The organism is Vibrio sp. Vb2880 (assembly GCF_033337975.1).
GTDB classification, from domain to species: Bacteria; Pseudomonadota; Gammaproteobacteria; order Enterobacterales; family Vibrionaceae; genus Vibrio; species Vibrio alginolyticus.
Genome location: NZ_JAWORT010000023.1, coordinates 1 through 15001 on the forward strand (window position 1 = coordinate 1; position 15001 = coordinate 15001).

Sequence of the window (15001 nt, forward strand, 5' to 3'; positions counted from 1 at the left end):
ATGGTGATTTCTCCAATTGATTTTCCGGTGTAGCGGTTTCCGACGTCTCGGAAAACCAAGTAGTTCTCTCAAAGTTACTTTTATTAACGGCGCATGCCCTGTTTTCTTTAGAGAAAATTTTGGATTTTTTTGAAAATAATTCGTTTGGAGGGGTAATCGTGACAAAGCGGATAAAAAAGCAAAAAAACTTTCATTTTTCGCTAAAGCTTCTTTTCGAATTGTCGATACAGGCAGGTTTTGCGTTAAATTCGGGCAAGGCCGTTCATCAGCCAAGCAAGGTCAATGCTAGGTTTGGCGCTTGTTTTGCTTGCGCCAGAATAGAAGTACTGACCTGTTGTAAAATCTGTTGCTTCACCATTTGCGTAGTTTCTTTGGCATAGTCAGTGTCTTGGATACGACTGTTGGAAGCGGCTAAGTTTTCGTGGATGTTATCGAGATTATTGATCGCGTGATTAAAGCGGTTTTGATACGCGCCTAACTCCGCACGACTGCCATCTACCGTTTTCAAAGCATCATCTAAAATGCCGACCGCCATCTGAGCGCCACCGACCGTGCTAATATCAATACTATCTACCGTTCTATTTACGGTGACATACTTGCCAAGTTCTAACTCATCAGCCAGGCCACCACTGAAGGTTGGTCCAGGGTATTTTATGGCGTCCTTGTGGGACATGAGTAACTGCAGTTGCCCCTCTTCATTAACAGACGCTTTCACTTTATCGGTTTGCCCATTAATGTAAGTCGCGAGTTCTTCTATATCATCGCCAGCTTTAGCTTCAATACGGATCTCCTGCTCTTCAAAATTGTTATCACGGTAGCTGATAACAATTTCATTATTTCCGTTTTGAACCGTCCAATCTGAACTGACTCTTTGATATGAGCTCATTGAAAAGCTACCTAAAGATTCCGGCTGCATGGTCCGCAGGCCAATTTGTACCGCTTCACCAGCCGTTGCACCGATTTGAAAAGACGATGTACCGAATGTGCCATTCAGCAATTTACGTCCGCCAAAGGAGGTCGTTTCTGCAATACGACTTAACTCATCATTTAAAGCAGAGACTTCTTCTTGCAGTGCATTGCGCTCCGCTTTGCTGTTTGAACCATTGGCTGACTGTAGCGACAAATCACGCATACGTTGCATGATATTGGTCACCTCATTCATCGCGCCTTCCGCAGTTTGCATGATGGAAATGCCGTCATTCGCGTTACGTACCGCGACATCCAAACCACGCATTTGTGATTGCAAGCGGTTGGAGATTTGCAGACCCGCAGCGTCATCCTTTGCGCTATTAATACGCTTCCCTGAAGACAAACGCTCCATGGATTGGTTCAGCATATCCGTTGCACTGGTCAAATGACGCTGTGCGACAAGTGCTGCTACATTGGTATTAACGGTGATCGCCACGAATAAAGAGTCCTAAAATTAAGGCTTTGAGTACTTATCGACCAAGTAACAGAAAAGTTTAGTGTTTTTTAAAAAGAGATTGGAATAGAAATAGAAAACAAAAGCCCTCCATTGGAGGGCTTAAGAAATAAAGTCTGAGAACTTACTTGATGGCTAGCTCTGCGAGCATTTCTTGTGAAGGAGCGAAGAAGTACGCACCAGTTACCGCTTTTGTGAAACGAAGCATTTGGTCTGTTTTACCATCTGTCACGCCGTACATACTTTCTAGCATCACTTTAATGTTATGAAGTGTATTGCAGTAAGAAATAAACAGCAGGCCATGAGGCCCTGTTACCGTCCCGTATGGTAAGCTGTGGCGAACAATCTTCAAACCTTTACCTTCTTCTTTGATATCAACTCGACCAACGTGTGATGCAGCAGGAACGTCTTCTAGCTCGATAGAGTCTGGCTTGGTACGACCAATCACTTTTTCTTGCGCTTTGACATTCAATCGATTCCAAGCGGCAAGGTTATGTTCAAAGCGCTGAGCCATAACATAACTGCCTCCAGCAAATGGGCCCTCTTTTACTAGAGCCACATCAGCGCGAGCCTCCCCTTTCGGGTTTTCTGTGCCATCAATGAAGTCTGTCATATCACGAGCATCAAGGTAACGGTACCCATATGTTTCGTCCACAATGGTGACATCTTGTGCCGTCTCTTCTAGGAACTTACGCAACACGTAAAAATGCAAGTCGTGACGAGTCGAGTGACAGTGAATCAGTACATCTACGTCTGTTGCTGGAGCAACGATGTCACCTTCGCCAAGTTGAGTAAAATCAATAAGCTCTTCTGGCGCGTCTACATTAAGGTGTTCCCAAAACGATTTTGTGAATGCGATAGAAAGCGTCAGCGCTGCACCCGGCTGGGTAATGTTTAACTCTTCCACCAACTTTGGCAGTGCTTTCAGTTTTTCTAATACGTTTTCACGGTTTTGGTTCACTTTGAGTTGAGTGTACAGTGCAAATGGCCCGGCTTCTGGCACGATCGCCGTTTGAGCTTGTGACATTGAGGTTTCCTCTATTACTTTGCCCCAGAGTGGGAAGTTATTGTTTTTAATTCTTTGAATGCTGCTGTTCATCGTGCGCCAATTGTGGCACATGAAAACAGTCTTTTACCCATCTTCCATTTAGAAGATAGATCATAAACCAAGCTAATAAGGTAATGGTAAGGGCGTTTGCCCAATTAAACACTCCATGTTCTAGGTACACATGATACATGGTCTGAGCAAGTTGAATACCGCACAAGATCAAAGTGATCTCGCGACCATAGCGAGTAATTCTGTTTACCCATCCTCTGTCGGGATGACGAAGCCCCATTAACCACATAAGAAGCAAACTTGGAATGCCCATCGCCAAACCTAAATACAACGTACTTGAATCTGGGTAAACAATAGCGAGTAGCTTACTGCCACTATCACGACTTACACCAGCCATGGCAAACACCACCCATGAACGCACAAGAAACATCCATCCCACCCATAAAATGATCGGCGCCTTTAAAAATCCATGAGCGTCATATTGGTCAAACGAATAGCGCACAACATCTTCTTCTTTATGTGATAAAAACGTCACTTTAACCTATCGTTTCAGAGTTGCAAGCCAACAAAGATGAGAACTGAAGTTCATTTCAGCACCTTACACAGGTAAACTAAACAAAGATTTACAGCGACGTTGATGAGAAACATGAAAAAAAGAACTCCAGCTACCCCAGCGCCTTCTCAAGAAACTCAAGCCGAAGCGATGAGAATTGCCAAATCCACGCAGAAACCGGGGCAAACCAAAGAGCAAACCAAGCTTATCGCTCAAGGTATCGAAAAAGGCATCGCGCAATATAAGAAACAACAAAAAGAGCGCAACCGCCAAGCCGATAAAGCGAAGAAAAAACAGCAACGTGAAAAACAACGTCAGCATGAAGAGATTATCGAACAAGACAATATCACCGACGATGCGCCAAACCATTCATCAAGCAAACTGCCTTGGACACTACTTGTTCTGAGCTGGATTGGCTTTGCTGCTTACATAGTATTGGGGAAATAGCTAATGAAACGCCTGTTACTTGGACTTTTTGTCGTGCTTCTAACGGGTTGCACGATGCCTTCTCACCTTACTCATGCTCAAAGTCAAGATGTTCATATTCGCATTGACGCGCAATTCAACCCTGAGCGATGCGAATACAAAGGCGAAGTTACTGGAAGTGAAGGCCATTGGTATAACTACATTTTCATGACTAATGACGCGATGATGCAAGGCGCGATGAACGATTTAAAAAACAATGCAGCGGCTATCGATGCGGACACCGTTTTTATGGTTTCCCCACAAGATTTTATCACTTCATTTAGCGTGCTGGGTTCCGCCTACCGCTGCAATGGATGAGGCCTGAATATGAAAAAAGCCAGCAATTGCTGGCTTATGCACGAAATCCAAGACTGCTAGCGATATCTCTCTCCCGCTCTAGAACCCATTGGCTATCAAAAGGTCCCCAATCTGAAAGTTGATAATAGCCGTCATTATGACGTCGGCCATCTTGAACGAATATGAGTTCAATGCCGATCCCAGGTAACGCCTTGAGTACATCTTGAATAGTACGACGAGGCCACCCCGTTTTTTCGATCAACTTTGGCACATTCGGCCTTTCTAGGTTTTCCACCAACAAGGCCAAATATAGCCGCCTTGCAAAAACAGGACTCAATTCCATTGACACCTCCTAAAATTGTGCTGATTCATTATTTCGTTTTTGCTCAGCGAGGTGTTGCGTTTGATCAATAACTCGACTTTTCCATTTGATTTAGACGAATTTTTATTCGATTTATAGCGCATTCATCGTAAATAAGTTATGTGACATTAGTTATCTCAATCTATCTGAAAATATTTTCCACCGCATTTTGTCAGTTTGATTGCTTCTTGATAGGATGCTTTAACAGCCCAAATCACTTAAGTGCGTCTTAACCGCGCCAGTGAAAAATAGAACAAAGAAAAAGGAAACACTATGTCGATTACCATGTTTGGTATTCCCAACTGCGATACGATCAAAAAAGCCAAGAAATGGTTAGAAGCCGAGGATATTGCTTACGACTTCCATGACTACCGTAAGCAAGGCATTGATGCAGAAATGGTAAGTGAATTTTGTCGCGCTTTAGGTTGGGAACAGGTGCTCAATAAACGTGGCACAACCTACCGCCAATTAGCGCAAGAGCAGAAAGACACACTTAACGAGGAAAACGCCATCGCTCTTTTGGTAGAAAACCCTGCGATGATTAAACGCCCAATTTTAAAAGTGAATGATCAACTTCATATCGGTTTTAAAGCTGATCAATACGCTAGCATTTTCAACTCTTAAATAAAGGAATACTCAAGGATGACAGACAGTCCAGTATTGGCACTTGCTAAAGATCTGATCAGTAGACAGTCCGTAACGCCGGAAGACGCAGGTTGTCAGGATTTGATGATCGAGCGCTTAAAAGCACTCGGGTTTGAAATTGAAGTGATGGTATTTGAAGACACCACGAACTTCTGGGCTCGACGTGGTTCAGAAGCGCCGCTATTTGCGTTTGCTGGCCACACCGATGTGGTACCAGCTGGCAAATTGGAACACTGGAATACACATCCGTTTGAACCGACCATTATTGATGGTTACTTGCATGGCCGCGGCGCAGCTGACATGAAAGGGTCGCTAGCTGCTATGGTCGTTGCTGTCGAACGCTTCATTGAAGAAAACCCAGACCACAAAGGCTCAATTGGCTTTTTGATTACGTCAGATGAAGAAGGACCATTTATCAATGGTACCGTTCGCGTTGTAGAAACGTTGATGGAACGTGGTGAGAACATCGATATGTGTATTGTTGGTGAACCATCCAGCACCGACGTGGTTGGCGATGTAGTGAAAAATGGACGCCGTGGATCCATCACTGGTGATTTAACGGTAAAAGGAACACAAGGTCACGTGGCCTACCCTCACCTAGCCAGCAATCCAGTGCACGAGTCTCTACTCGCGATTCATGAACTCGCGACGACAGAATGGGACAAAGGGAATGATTACTTCCCACCGACTAGTTTCCAGATCCCGAATGTATCGGCTGGCACTGGTGCGTCTAACGTTATTCCTGGCGAGTTCCATGTTCAGTTCAACCTACGTTTTAGTACTGAGCTTAACAATGACGCAATTGTTCAGCGTGTTACCGAAACATTGGACAAGCATGAGCTGGACTACGACCTAAAATGGACATTCAACGGAGACCCATTCCTGACCGATACGGGCGCACTGCTAGACGCGGTTGTAGCTGCTGTGGCCGAAGTCAATGATACGAAGCCAGCGCTACTTACAACTGGCGGTACGTCTGATGGTCGTTTTATTGCTCGAATGGGAGGTCAAGTCGTAGAGTTAGGCCCTGTTAACGCTACGATTCATAAAGTGAACGAGTGTGTGAAAGTCGACGATCTTGAAAAGTTGACGGACATGTACGAAAACACGTTGAAACACCTATTGGCGAAGTAATCAGCGAGAACACAATGACACCAGAGCAACTCACCGGAATCACTGATTCCCATCTTCAATCCACACTAGTGGGGCAAAAGGCATTTATGCTTCACCCTAAAGTAGTCAATGACTTATTGAAGATGATTAATGCCGCAACCGAAGCAGGTTTCAAAATGGAAATCGCCAGTGGTTTTCGTGACTTTAATCGCCAAAAAGCCATCTGGAACGGGAAGTTTTCTGGTGAGTTGCCAATTCTCGACATAAACTCCCGCCCTTTGAATAAAGCAGAGTTAAATGACGAAGAGAAATTGATGGCCATTTTGCGCTGGTCGGCATTGCCCGGAGGAAGTCGTCATCATTGGGGTTGTGATTTTGATGTCTATGCGCGCAATTTATTGCCTGCTGACACCAAACTCAAGTTGGAACCTTGGGAGTATCTTGAAGGCCACCAGCAGGCGTTCTACCAATGGTTAAAAGCCAACCTTGGTCGGTTCGGTTTCTTCTTCCCTTATCAGCATGATTTAGGTGGCGTTTCGATTGAGCCTTGGCACATTAGTCACCGCGCTGTCGGGCAGCAATGCCTCGAGCAGTTGACGCTTGATGTACTCAGAAGCCAGTTGATTAAACAAAATCAGACCGACAACATTGCAGGGATTGACGTCATACTGAATAATTTGGATAACGTCGTTGCCAAATTTATTCACAATATCACGCCGCCGGAGGCTCTATGATAGAAATACTAACCAATCCTTGGGTCATTATTATTGTAGTGTTGAGCGTGGTCATTGGTAATATTACCGCACTCAAATATACCGCAAAAATGAAGTTTGGTCAGATGGATAAAAGCCGTAAGAACGATTTAGATAAGCTGAACACATTGGATAAACAGCGCTACGCTGAAGAAGATAAAAACAAAAACGAGCCTCGTTAGTTACTCACCAGCTTCATCTCGACACATTTAATCTAAACATCAAAAAAGGGACCACTAGGTCCCTTTTCTATCATTAAGTAAACACGCCGCGTTAAGCTCGCTTTGTTTACTGCTTCACTGTTGCAGCCAATACAGGCGCTAGTGATTTCAAAAACTCTTCTTCTACTGGCTTGCCAGAGGAGTCGGTGATATTGATAGACGTACGGTTGCCTAAATCACCAAGTAAGAATGTGTACTTACCAGCGGCTAACTCCACTGGTTTAACGCCGATATCGTTCCAGAATTCATCATCCGGAGATGCATATTTCGCAGTGATTGTGCCCTGAGACTGGCTACGCTCTTCAATCTTAAAGCCCATCTTAGGTAGAATATTAGGCAGACGTTGCCAAAGCATGTTGTATTGCGCACGCGCGATAATCACTGGAAGTCCGCTGCGGTCTTTACCCATTGTGATTGGGATCTGTTTAACCAACTCTTGCGCTTTACGCTGTGCTTCTTCACGCACTTCTTGATCGTAGCGAGCGGTGACCAAGTTCGTCATGAACACATTGTAGCGCTCACGGTTGGTCGCCGTTACTTCTTTCACTTGATTGCCTTCACGCCAGTCAATAAGGCTCACCTTAAAGCCGTGTCGACCATTTGCTTCAGCGCGTACGATTTCATATCGGCTGCCAATTTCTAGCTCTTCATCTGGCGAATCCCAAGTCACCCATCCTGTCTCGATGCGAGAGTCTGTTTGGCTTTCAACTGGAATCTCGTTAGCCGCGACCATGTTTTGCACCGTTTGCCAAACTTTATCTAGTTCATCTTTACGAAGTAGCCAAAGTGTCACTTCACCATCACTGCTGCGGTCCAAACGTGCACCGGGAATAAGCTCTAGGACTTGTTGAGGTGGACGAATGTCGACATCTTTACCGACACCACCAGCGTAGTTACCCTGAGGGATCTCGTAGTTAGGGTAAAACTGAGGCTGTGCACCCTGTGGGACATTCCACTCACCCAAATTTGGGGAGTTCAAATACTCGAAGTCATCTTTTGCTTGACGACGTTGATTGGCACCACCTGAACAGGCAGTCAATACGAATACAGCTAATGAACTTAACACTAACTGGCTTGAAAGCTTCATCTATACTCCTAAAACACCGAGGGCGCTTTGGCCCCCAGTATGAACTTCAATCCTAGTAACTCAATCTTAATAGCTCAATCTTAATAAATATGGGCGTCTGTTAGCGACTGCTCGACGATCGGCTGCGATTTTTCAGAAAGCGTAGTTAAAGGAAGACGCAAACCACCTTCTTCAATCAAACCAAGCTTTTGCGCTGCCCATTTTACTGGGATAGGGCTTGCTTCGATGAAAAGGTTTTTGTGTAGAGTCATCAAGCGTTGGTTAATCGCTTCTGCTTCTTCGTACTTACCTTCACTTGCCAAATGGAACATGTCTGCCATGTCTTTAGCTGCAATATTGTTCGTTACCGAGATAACACCATTGCCGCCAAGTTTCACAAAATCCAGCCCTGTCGCATCATCGCCACTTAGTAAGATAAAATCTTCGCCACAAAGTTCACGATGAATTGCAATTCGTTCCAAATCGCCCGTTGCATCTTTTAGAGCTACGATATTATCAAGCTTTGACAAGCGTGCCACTGTTTCTGGCTGCATATCAACAGCAGTACGGCCTGGTACGTTGTACAAAATTAGAGGCACATCACTCGCTTCGGCAATTGCCTTGTAATGTAGAAACAAACCCTCTTGAGTTGGTTTGTTGTAATACGGTGTCACACTCAGGAAGCCAGCAATACCAGAATCAGCCAGTAATTTGCTAAATGTTACTGCCTCATGGGTTGCATTTGCACCCGTGCCAGCAATCACAGGGATGCGACCGTCGGCAAACTCAACAGTTTTATTAACGACCTTTACATGCTCTTCAATGGTCAGTGTCGCTGACTCACCTGTTGTGCCTACTGCCACAATACCGTCTGTACCCGCTTCAACGTGGTACTCTACTAGCTTTTGCAGACCGTCAAAGTCTACTTCGCCATCTGCTTTGAATGGCGTAATCAGCGCTACGATACTTCCTGAAAACATGTTTATCTCCCTCATTTAACTCTTTCTGCATGGTACTGTAATGCGATTGAAAAACACAAGAGCGTAAACTCGCTTACAAAGTACAAATGAATGAATAATTACCAGTTGTTAGAGGTCTAGCAACTTAATTGCTCTATTTGGTTTGATTAACGGCAATATTGATAATCGTGTTGGGCTTTCGAGTGACTTTAGAATCTATCAGTGATTTGGAAAATACTGAAGAGCACAAGCAAGGAAAATATACTCTTTGGTCTTGTTAGCCAAGTCAGATCTAAGTGAATAAAACGGCCAGACAATAGGCAAGCACATCATGCAAACGTTTTGTTTATCCTACAGCCTGCATTTACTGTTTATTTCCCACCACTCCCCTCAACATCCTCCTGCTTTTTATAGACTAAAAAGAACTGGCTCGATATTTCTTCGCAATATCTGTGCTAACATCTCTCTATTGAAGAAAGGACAAGAAGCTCATTTATGAAGCAACATCTGGTACTTACAGCAGTTGGAACGGACCGTCCAGGCATTTGTAACCAAGTCGTACAGCTCGTTACTCAAGCTGGTTGTAACATAGTCGATAGCCGTATCGCTATCTTTGGCAGCGAATTTACGCTGATCATGCTCCTGACTGGGAACGCCAGCAGCGTGACTCGAGTTGAAACGCAATTGCCCCTGCTTGGCCAAGAACATGACCTTATTACGATCATGAAACGCACAGCGGCGCACGAACTGCTCGATAACAGCTACACCATGGAAGTGTTTATTGAGTCTGAAGACCGCCCTGGGTTAACTGAAAAATTTACTAAGTTCTTCGCTGATCAGCAGATTGGTTTAGACTCTCTTAGCGCGCAAACCATCAGCAAGTCGAAAATTCAACTCGATTCTGACCAGTTTCACATTGCGATTACTGCATCTGTAAGCGCGGATTTTAATTTGATGCAGTTACAAGAAGACTTCGATGAACTTTGTAAGTCGCTCAACGTACAAGGTTCTCTGAATTTCATTAAAAACACACTATAAAGTAAAGGAAATCAAAATGAATACGCTGACAGCAGGCTCGCCAGCGCCAGCCTTCTCTTTGCTCGACCAAGACGGAAATACCGTTTCTCTTGAAGACTTTAAAGGCAAGAAAGTACTTTTCTACTTTTACCCTAAGGCGATGACGCCGGGTTGTACTACACAAGCAAAAGGCCTTCGTGACATCAAAGCTGAACTCGATGCACATAACGTGGTGGTACTCGGCGTAAGCATCGACCCTGTAAAGCGCCTAGGCAAGTTCATCGAGCGCGATGATTTAAACTTCACTCTGCTTTCTGATGAAGACCATGCCGTTGCTGACCAGTTCGGCGTTTGGGGCGAAAAGAAATTCATGGGCAAAGTATACGACGGTCTTCACCGCATTAGCTTTCTGATCAATGAAGAAGGCGTGATCGAACATGTGTTCAACAAGTTCAAAACCAAAGATCACCACGAAGTCGTATTAAACTACTTAAACGAAAACGCTTAAACGCTATTGTTTTTCTACAAACAAAAAGCCCAGCAAACTGCTGGGCTTTCTTTTAACCATCGTACCTTTGGTAACAACTACTCTTGTTCGACAGGTTCGTTTTCTTCCGTGCTTGGTAATGCATGCCATACGGCTTTGACTAATGTCGCTAAAGGAATGGCGAAGAACACCCCCCAAAAACCCCACAGCCCACCAAAGACTAATACAGCCACAATGATAGCAACTGGGTGTAAGTTTACTGCCTCGGAAAACAGAACAGGAACCAACACATTACCATCCAGCGCCTGGATAATACCGTAAGCAAGCAACAACCAATAAAACGGAGGCGTTAAACCCCATTGGAACAAACCAACGATAGCAACAGGTACAGTAACAGCCGCCGCACCGATATAAGGAATCAAAACCGACAGACCAACGGCTACGGCAAGCAACGCCGAGTAACGAAGATCTAAAAGGGCAAAAGTCACGTAGCTCACACCGCCCACGATTAAAATCTCTAACACTTTACCGCGAATGTAATTTGATATCTGCTCGTTCATTTCATGCCAAACTTTATTCGCCAATTTACGGTTTTTCGGCAGAATACCGCTTGCGATTCGCAGCATTTCTTCTTTGTCTTTAAGCAAAAAGAAGATAAGGAGTGGCACTAAGATCAAATATACCGCTAGCGTTGCAATGCTAACTAATGAAGCAAGCGACCCTTTGACGACACTTTCACCCAGCCCCAGTGCTTGGTTTTTGGCGTTCGTCACCACGGTTTCTACTATTTCTAAATTGGCTAGTTCAGGATGGCGCTCTGGCAATGTGACAATAAACTTTTGTAGCCCGTTGTACATGTTCGGAATATCGTTAATTAGATTACCGACCTGAGTCCAAATCGTCGGAACCAAGCCAAACAACGCAATTAACATTAACCCGACAAAGACCAAGATCACGATAATAACCGACAAAGTGCGCGGCACGCCCATACGACACATTTTGACAACTGGCCATTCAAGTAGATAAGCCAAAACGATCGCGACAAGTAATGGCGCAATCAAGTGTCCAAAGAAGTAAATGGTGATAAAGCCAAACAGCAAGATCGCGACGAGACTTACTGCGTGAGGGTCAGAGAAACGTCGTTTATACCAACGACTAACCATTTCAAACATCTTATGCGGATTCCTTATTGAAGACAGTCAATGTGTAGTGCTCTGATGTAGATTGGCAATCAACCGAGTACCCTTGGGCACTAAGATAGTTCACAATGTCTCGTTTAGAGCTGTTGTCCACCACTTGAATGACAAGTTGATGATACTGCTTTGCTTCTCCTTGAAAGACCTCAGCAGCATGACGCTTTGCAAGTAACAGTGCCATAGGACAACGTTGCTCACGCAAATCAAGTAACATGGATTCCATTGTATTGCTCTGCACTTATGATAGGGTTGTATTGTAACGGCTTTTTGAGCTGGTGCTAGCACTTCTGACATGATTTAACCACATGCTGAAATAGCTCGGATGTAAAATAATTTACGAAACCAATTCATTTATTTCCGGTCTTACTGTTAGCTTATATCCTCACGGATAACCAAAACGTATGTGGCGCTGTTAATAGGCTCTCGACCTGTAACCACATGCTTATGTATTTTGGAGAACCTTTTAAACGTATGTTAAAACGCACTCGCTCGCTAGTTTGCTTATGTCTTGCTGCTGCCATCAGTTCGCCGACAACTTATGCCAATAGCATTGACTTGCCAGACATTGGCACAGCTGCTGGTGGCACGCTTTCAATAGACCAAGAGTTGATTTATGGCGACGCCTATATGCGTATGCTCAGAGCCAGTAAACCTATCGTTAATGACCCTGTCATCAATGAATATATTGACTCTCTTGGGCACAAATTAGTGGCCAATGCGAATGATGTAAAAACGCCGTTCCACTTCTTTATGATTCGCGACCGTAATATCAACGCATTCGCGTTTTTTGGTGGCTATGTAGCGCTGCATTCTGGGTTGTTTCTTCATGCTCGTTCAGAAAGTGAGCTGGCCTCTGTTGTCGCTCACGAGATAGCGCACGTCACACAACGTCACCTTGCTCGGAGTATGGAAGAACAAGCGCGTCGCTCTCCGGCCACATTAGCCGCACTTGCGGGGGCACTACTACTTTCAATTGCCTCACCCGAAGCGGGGATGGCTGCAATTACAGCAGCAACCGCGGGCAACATGCAAAGTCAAATCAACTACACTCGTGCAAACGAAAAAGAAGCGGATCGCTTTGGTATTTCGACATTAGCAAAAGCCGGCTTTGATGTTCAAGCAATGCCAAGGTTTTTTGGCCGTCTTGCTGATGAGTATCGTTATGCGAGTAAACCGCCACCAATGCTCCTGACTCACCCTCTGCCTGAAGATCGAATTACCGATAGCCGTGCGCGAGCAAGAACCTATCCTCCAATGCGTGTTGTGCCTTCAATAGACTATCATCTAGCTCGCGCGCGCATTGTGGCTCGTTACGCTGGCATTGATGGACAAGCCGCCCTGAGCTGGTTTGAGAGAACCCAAAAGAAAGCCTCTGCGGACATTACACCTGCTTTTGATTATGGTCGAGCACTCGTGCATTTAGACAATAAACGCTTATCTCAAGCGGAACCAATTTTGAAAAAGTTACTGGAACAAGACCCAAGTAACCCGTTTTACTTGGACGCTATGACGGATTTATACATCGAGAAGAAGCAGCCAGAAAAAGCAACCGAGATGCTCCGCAAAGCGTTATCTCGTAACCCTCAAAATAAAGTATTGACCATTAACTACGCCAATGCGCTACTTGAGGACAATAAAAACGATCAAGCCACGCGAGTTCTTCAAAGATACACTCATGACTATCCTGAAGATACAAATGGCTGGCACCTAATATCGAAGAGCTACCACGCGCTGGGGCGTAGCGATGAAGAGTTGGCTGCTCGAGCAGAAATTTTGGCATTGCGAGCAAATTGGAATAAAGCGATTCAATATTATAGTGAAGCAAGTAAAATGGCCAAGTTGGGCAGCTTAGAGCAAGCGCGATACGATGCCCGTATCGACCAACTCATGATCCAAAGAGATCGATTCATGGCATTACAATAACGAAATGGAGAAAACCATGTCAGTCGTGATTTATCACAACCCTCGTTGCTCAAAGAGCCGTCAAACACTTGAACTGCTTGAGCAAAATGGTGTTACACCGGAAGTCGTCAAATACCTAGACACACCACTTAACGTGGATGAACTAAAAGCGCTGTACGCCCAGCTTGGCTTTTCATCTGTACGTGAAATGATGCGCACTAAAGAAAGTGAATATAAAGAGCTTGGCTTAGGCGAAGACTCCGTCAGCGATGAGCAATTATTCGAAGCAATGGCGAAAAATCCAAAGTTGTTTGAGCGTCCGGTTGTCGTTGCTAACGGCAAAGCAAAAATTGGTCGCCCACCAGAGCAAGTGTTGGATATTTTATAAATGGATTGCCAGATCCTTATTTTGTATTTCAGCCGTCATGGCTCGACAAAACAACTGGCAAGACAAATAGCAAGAGGAGTCGAATCGACTCCTCAATGCCAAGCAATTTTGCGTACAGTTGAAGAATTGTCACCTCACTCACACTCCCCTTCTGATCCAATTGTTACTCTAGAGGAACTAAAAACGTGCGACGGTCTAGCGTTTGGCAGTCCCGTCTGGTTTGGCAACATGGCTGCGCCTTTAAAGCACTTCTGGGATCAGACTACATCTTTATGGGTCAGTGGTGACTTAATCGATAAGCCTGCTTGTGTCTTTACCTCTTCGTCCTCGATGCATGGTGGTCAAGAAACAACGTTACAAAGCATGATGACCCCTTTATTGCATCACGGGATGATGGTTTTGGGCATTCCTTATTCCGAGCCAGAGTTACACACTACGCAGTCCGGAGGCACTCCGTATGGCGCCAGCAGTGTAGGCCATGAGGCAACCCTAAGCAGTGAAGAGATTCGCCTGGCACAACAATTAGGCAAAAGGCTGGCAACTGCAGCGTTAAAACTAAAAGTCTGTTAGTAAAATCAAGGATAGTTAATCGATGTCTGACTCTTTAGACCAAACACCACTCGGTACACAGGCTAAAACCTATCGTTACCTGGCTTTATTTGGCAACTTAGCCTTATTAGCCTGGGTCGCTATTTGGCAGCTTGCGTTATCCCCTCACCCTCACCTCAGCAGCACAACACTTGCTATTGCTTGGTGTATTCCGCTACTACTTCCGTTACCTGGTATTTTAGCTGGTAAGCCTTACACTCATGCTTGGGCTAACTTTGTTCTTATGCTGTATTTCTTGCATGCGCTGACCATCCTCTATGTGGATGGGGGTGAACGCTGGCTTGCGGCAGTGGAACTGATACTGACTTCACTCGGTTTCGCTGGCAATATTTTGTTTGCTAGAGCGAGAGGCAAAGAGCTAGGCCTTAAGTTGAAACGCCTCTCTCAAGTAGAAAAAGAAGAAAAAGCGAAATTCAATAAATAACGCCAATCGCAGTCAATCACTGATCATTGGTTCGAATACGAATTTAGAAAACAAAAAGAGTCGCTA

21 protein-coding genes are annotated in these 15001 nt (G+C 44.8%); 12 read left to right on the forward strand and 9 right to left on the reverse strand.

The window, feature by feature from the left end; translation table 11 throughout:
• The 4 genes from R7M92_RS19935 to R7M92_RS19950 form a co-directional block, all read right to left on the reverse strand.
• Positions 1-273: hypothetical protein (locus R7M92_RS19935; RefSeq protein ID WP_318134093.1), on the reverse strand; the 273-nt coding region annotated here is incomplete at its 3' end.
• Positions 266-1405, reverse strand: coding sequence for a flagellin (locus R7M92_RS19940; protein ID WP_042521439.1), 1140 nt, complete (start codon positions 1403-1405; stop codon positions 266-268). The genes R7M92_RS19940 and R7M92_RS19935, both read right to left, overlap by 8 nt.
• A 142-nt stretch (positions 1406-1547) precedes the next feature.
• Positions 1548-2450, reverse strand: a complete 903-nt coding sequence (locus tag R7M92_RS19945) for a Dyp-type peroxidase (RefSeq protein ID WP_033907102.1) — start codon at positions 2448-2450, stop codon at positions 1548-1550.
• Between the two features lie 46 nt (positions 2451-2496).
• Positions 2497-2982, reverse strand: coding sequence for a DUF2919 domain-containing protein (locus R7M92_RS19950; RefSeq protein WP_025768263.1), 486 nt, complete (start codon positions 2980-2982; stop codon positions 2497-2499).
• Positions 2983-3126: 144 nt separating this feature from the next.
• Here R7M92_RS19950 and R7M92_RS19955 point away from each other — a divergent pair, with 144 nt between their 5' ends.
• Both R7M92_RS19955 and R7M92_RS19960 read left to right on the forward strand, forming a co-directional pair.
• Positions 3127-3480: a DUF2956 domain-containing protein gene (locus R7M92_RS19955; protein WP_169630860.1), complete on the forward strand. Its 354-nt coding sequence runs from the start codon at positions 3127-3129 to the stop codon at positions 3478-3480.
• A gap of 3 nt (positions 3481-3483) precedes the next feature.
• Positions 3484-3816, forward strand: coding sequence for a DUF4156 domain-containing protein (locus R7M92_RS19960; protein WP_025768262.1), 333 nt, complete (start codon positions 3484-3486; stop codon positions 3814-3816).
• 34 nt (positions 3817-3850) lie between these two features.
• On the opposite strand, the gene R7M92_RS19965 is transcribed toward R7M92_RS19960, so the two are convergent.
• Positions 3851-4138 carry a winged helix-turn-helix domain-containing protein gene (locus tag R7M92_RS19965; RefSeq protein WP_005380433.1) on the reverse strand — a complete coding sequence of 96 codons (288 nt, stop codon included), beginning with the start codon at positions 4136-4138 and terminating at the stop codon, positions 3851-3853.
• 291 nt (positions 4139-4429) lie between these two features.
• Here R7M92_RS19965 and R7M92_RS19970 point away from each other — a divergent pair, with 291 nt between their 5' ends.
• The 4 genes from R7M92_RS19970 to R7M92_RS19985 are packed head-to-tail and all read left to right on the forward strand — an operon-like array spanning position 4430 to position 6848.
• On the forward strand, positions 4430-4780 hold the full coding sequence (locus R7M92_RS19970) for an ArsC family reductase (RefSeq protein WP_005380431.1): 351 nt from the start codon (positions 4430-4432) through the stop codon (positions 4778-4780).
• Positions 4781-4798: 18 nt separating this feature from the next.
• A complete protein-coding gene (dapE, locus tag R7M92_RS19975) occupies positions 4799-5935 on the forward strand; it encodes a succinyl-diaminopimelate desuccinylase (RefSeq protein ID WP_005380429.1) in 1137 nt (378 codons plus the stop codon).
• A 14-nt stretch (positions 5936-5949) separates the two neighbouring features.
• Positions 5950-6648: a M15 family metallopeptidase gene (locus tag R7M92_RS19980; protein ID WP_025768261.1), complete on the forward strand. Its 699-nt coding sequence runs from the start codon at positions 5950-5952 to the stop codon at positions 6646-6648.
• On the forward strand, positions 6645-6848 hold the full coding sequence (locus tag R7M92_RS19985) for a DUF2897 family protein (RefSeq protein WP_318072752.1): 204 nt from the start codon (positions 6645-6647) through the stop codon (positions 6846-6848). The genes R7M92_RS19980 and R7M92_RS19985 overlap by 4 nt, the downstream gene beginning before the upstream one ends.
• 106 nt (positions 6849-6954) lie before the next feature.
• On the opposite strand, the gene bamC is transcribed toward R7M92_RS19985, so the two are convergent.
• Positions 6955-7974 carry an outer membrane protein assembly factor BamC gene (gene bamC / locus R7M92_RS19990; protein ID WP_005380424.1) on the reverse strand — a complete coding sequence of 340 codons (1020 nt, stop codon included), beginning with the start codon at positions 7972-7974 and terminating at the stop codon, positions 6955-6957.
• 80 nt (positions 7975-8054) lie between these two features.
• Positions 8055-8933, reverse strand: coding sequence for a 4-hydroxy-tetrahydrodipicolinate synthase (dapA, locus tag R7M92_RS19995; RefSeq protein WP_047102853.1), 879 nt, complete (start codon positions 8931-8933; stop codon positions 8055-8057).
• Between the two features lie 474 nt (positions 8934-9407).
• On the opposite strand from dapA, the gene R7M92_RS20000 reads away from it, so the two are divergent.
• Together R7M92_RS20000 and bcp are read left to right on the forward strand one after the other, a co-directional pair.
• The gene (locus R7M92_RS20000) at positions 9408-9950 is read left to right on the forward strand and encodes a glycine cleavage system protein R (protein WP_005380420.1); all 543 of its coding nucleotides are present in this window, start codon (positions 9408-9410) and stop codon (positions 9948-9950) included.
• A gap of 16 nt (positions 9951-9966) precedes the next feature.
• Positions 9967-10437: a thioredoxin-dependent thiol peroxidase gene (gene bcp / locus R7M92_RS20005; RefSeq protein ID WP_005380418.1), complete on the forward strand. Its 471-nt coding sequence runs from the start codon at positions 9967-9969 to the stop codon at positions 10435-10437.
• Positions 10438-10514: 77 nt separating this feature from the next.
• Here the strand turns inward: bcp and R7M92_RS20010 are convergent, their stop codons facing one another.
• Positions 10515-11588, reverse strand: coding sequence for an AI-2E family transporter (locus R7M92_RS20010; RefSeq protein ID WP_005389843.1), 1074 nt, complete (start codon positions 11586-11588; stop codon positions 10515-10517).
• A gap of 1 nt (position 11589) precedes the next feature.
• A complete protein-coding gene (locus R7M92_RS20015; RefSeq protein WP_005380414.1) occupies positions 11590-11826 on the reverse strand; it encodes a sulfurtransferase TusA family protein in 237 nt (78 codons plus the stop codon).
• Positions 11827-12083: 257 nt separating this feature from the next.
• On the opposite strand from R7M92_RS20015, the gene R7M92_RS20020 reads away from it, so the two are divergent.
• From R7M92_RS20020 to R7M92_RS20035, 4 genes are read left to right on the forward strand one after another with little or no spacing between them, the layout of a single operon-like run.
• Positions 12084-13535, forward strand: a complete 1452-nt coding sequence (locus tag R7M92_RS20020) for a tetratricopeptide repeat protein (protein WP_005394337.1) — start codon at positions 12084-12086, stop codon at positions 13533-13535.
• Between the two features lie 16 nt (positions 13536-13551).
• The gene (gene arsC / locus R7M92_RS20025; protein WP_005380410.1) at positions 13552-13902 is read left to right on the forward strand and encodes an arsenate reductase (glutaredoxin); all 351 of its coding nucleotides are present in this window, start codon (positions 13552-13554) and stop codon (positions 13900-13902) included.
• Complete coding sequence (gene wrbA, locus R7M92_RS20030) at positions 13903-14472, forward strand: NAD(P)H:quinone oxidoreductase (RefSeq protein WP_005380409.1); 570 nt, start codon at positions 13903-13905, stop codon at positions 14470-14472.
• A 22-nt stretch (positions 14473-14494) separates the two neighbouring features.
• Positions 14495-14935 (forward strand): DUF2069 domain-containing protein, encoded by a 441-nt coding sequence (locus tag R7M92_RS20035; RefSeq protein ID WP_005380407.1) that lies wholly within the window; start codon positions 14495-14497, stop codon positions 14933-14935.
• Positions 14936-15001: the final 66 nt, after the last annotated feature.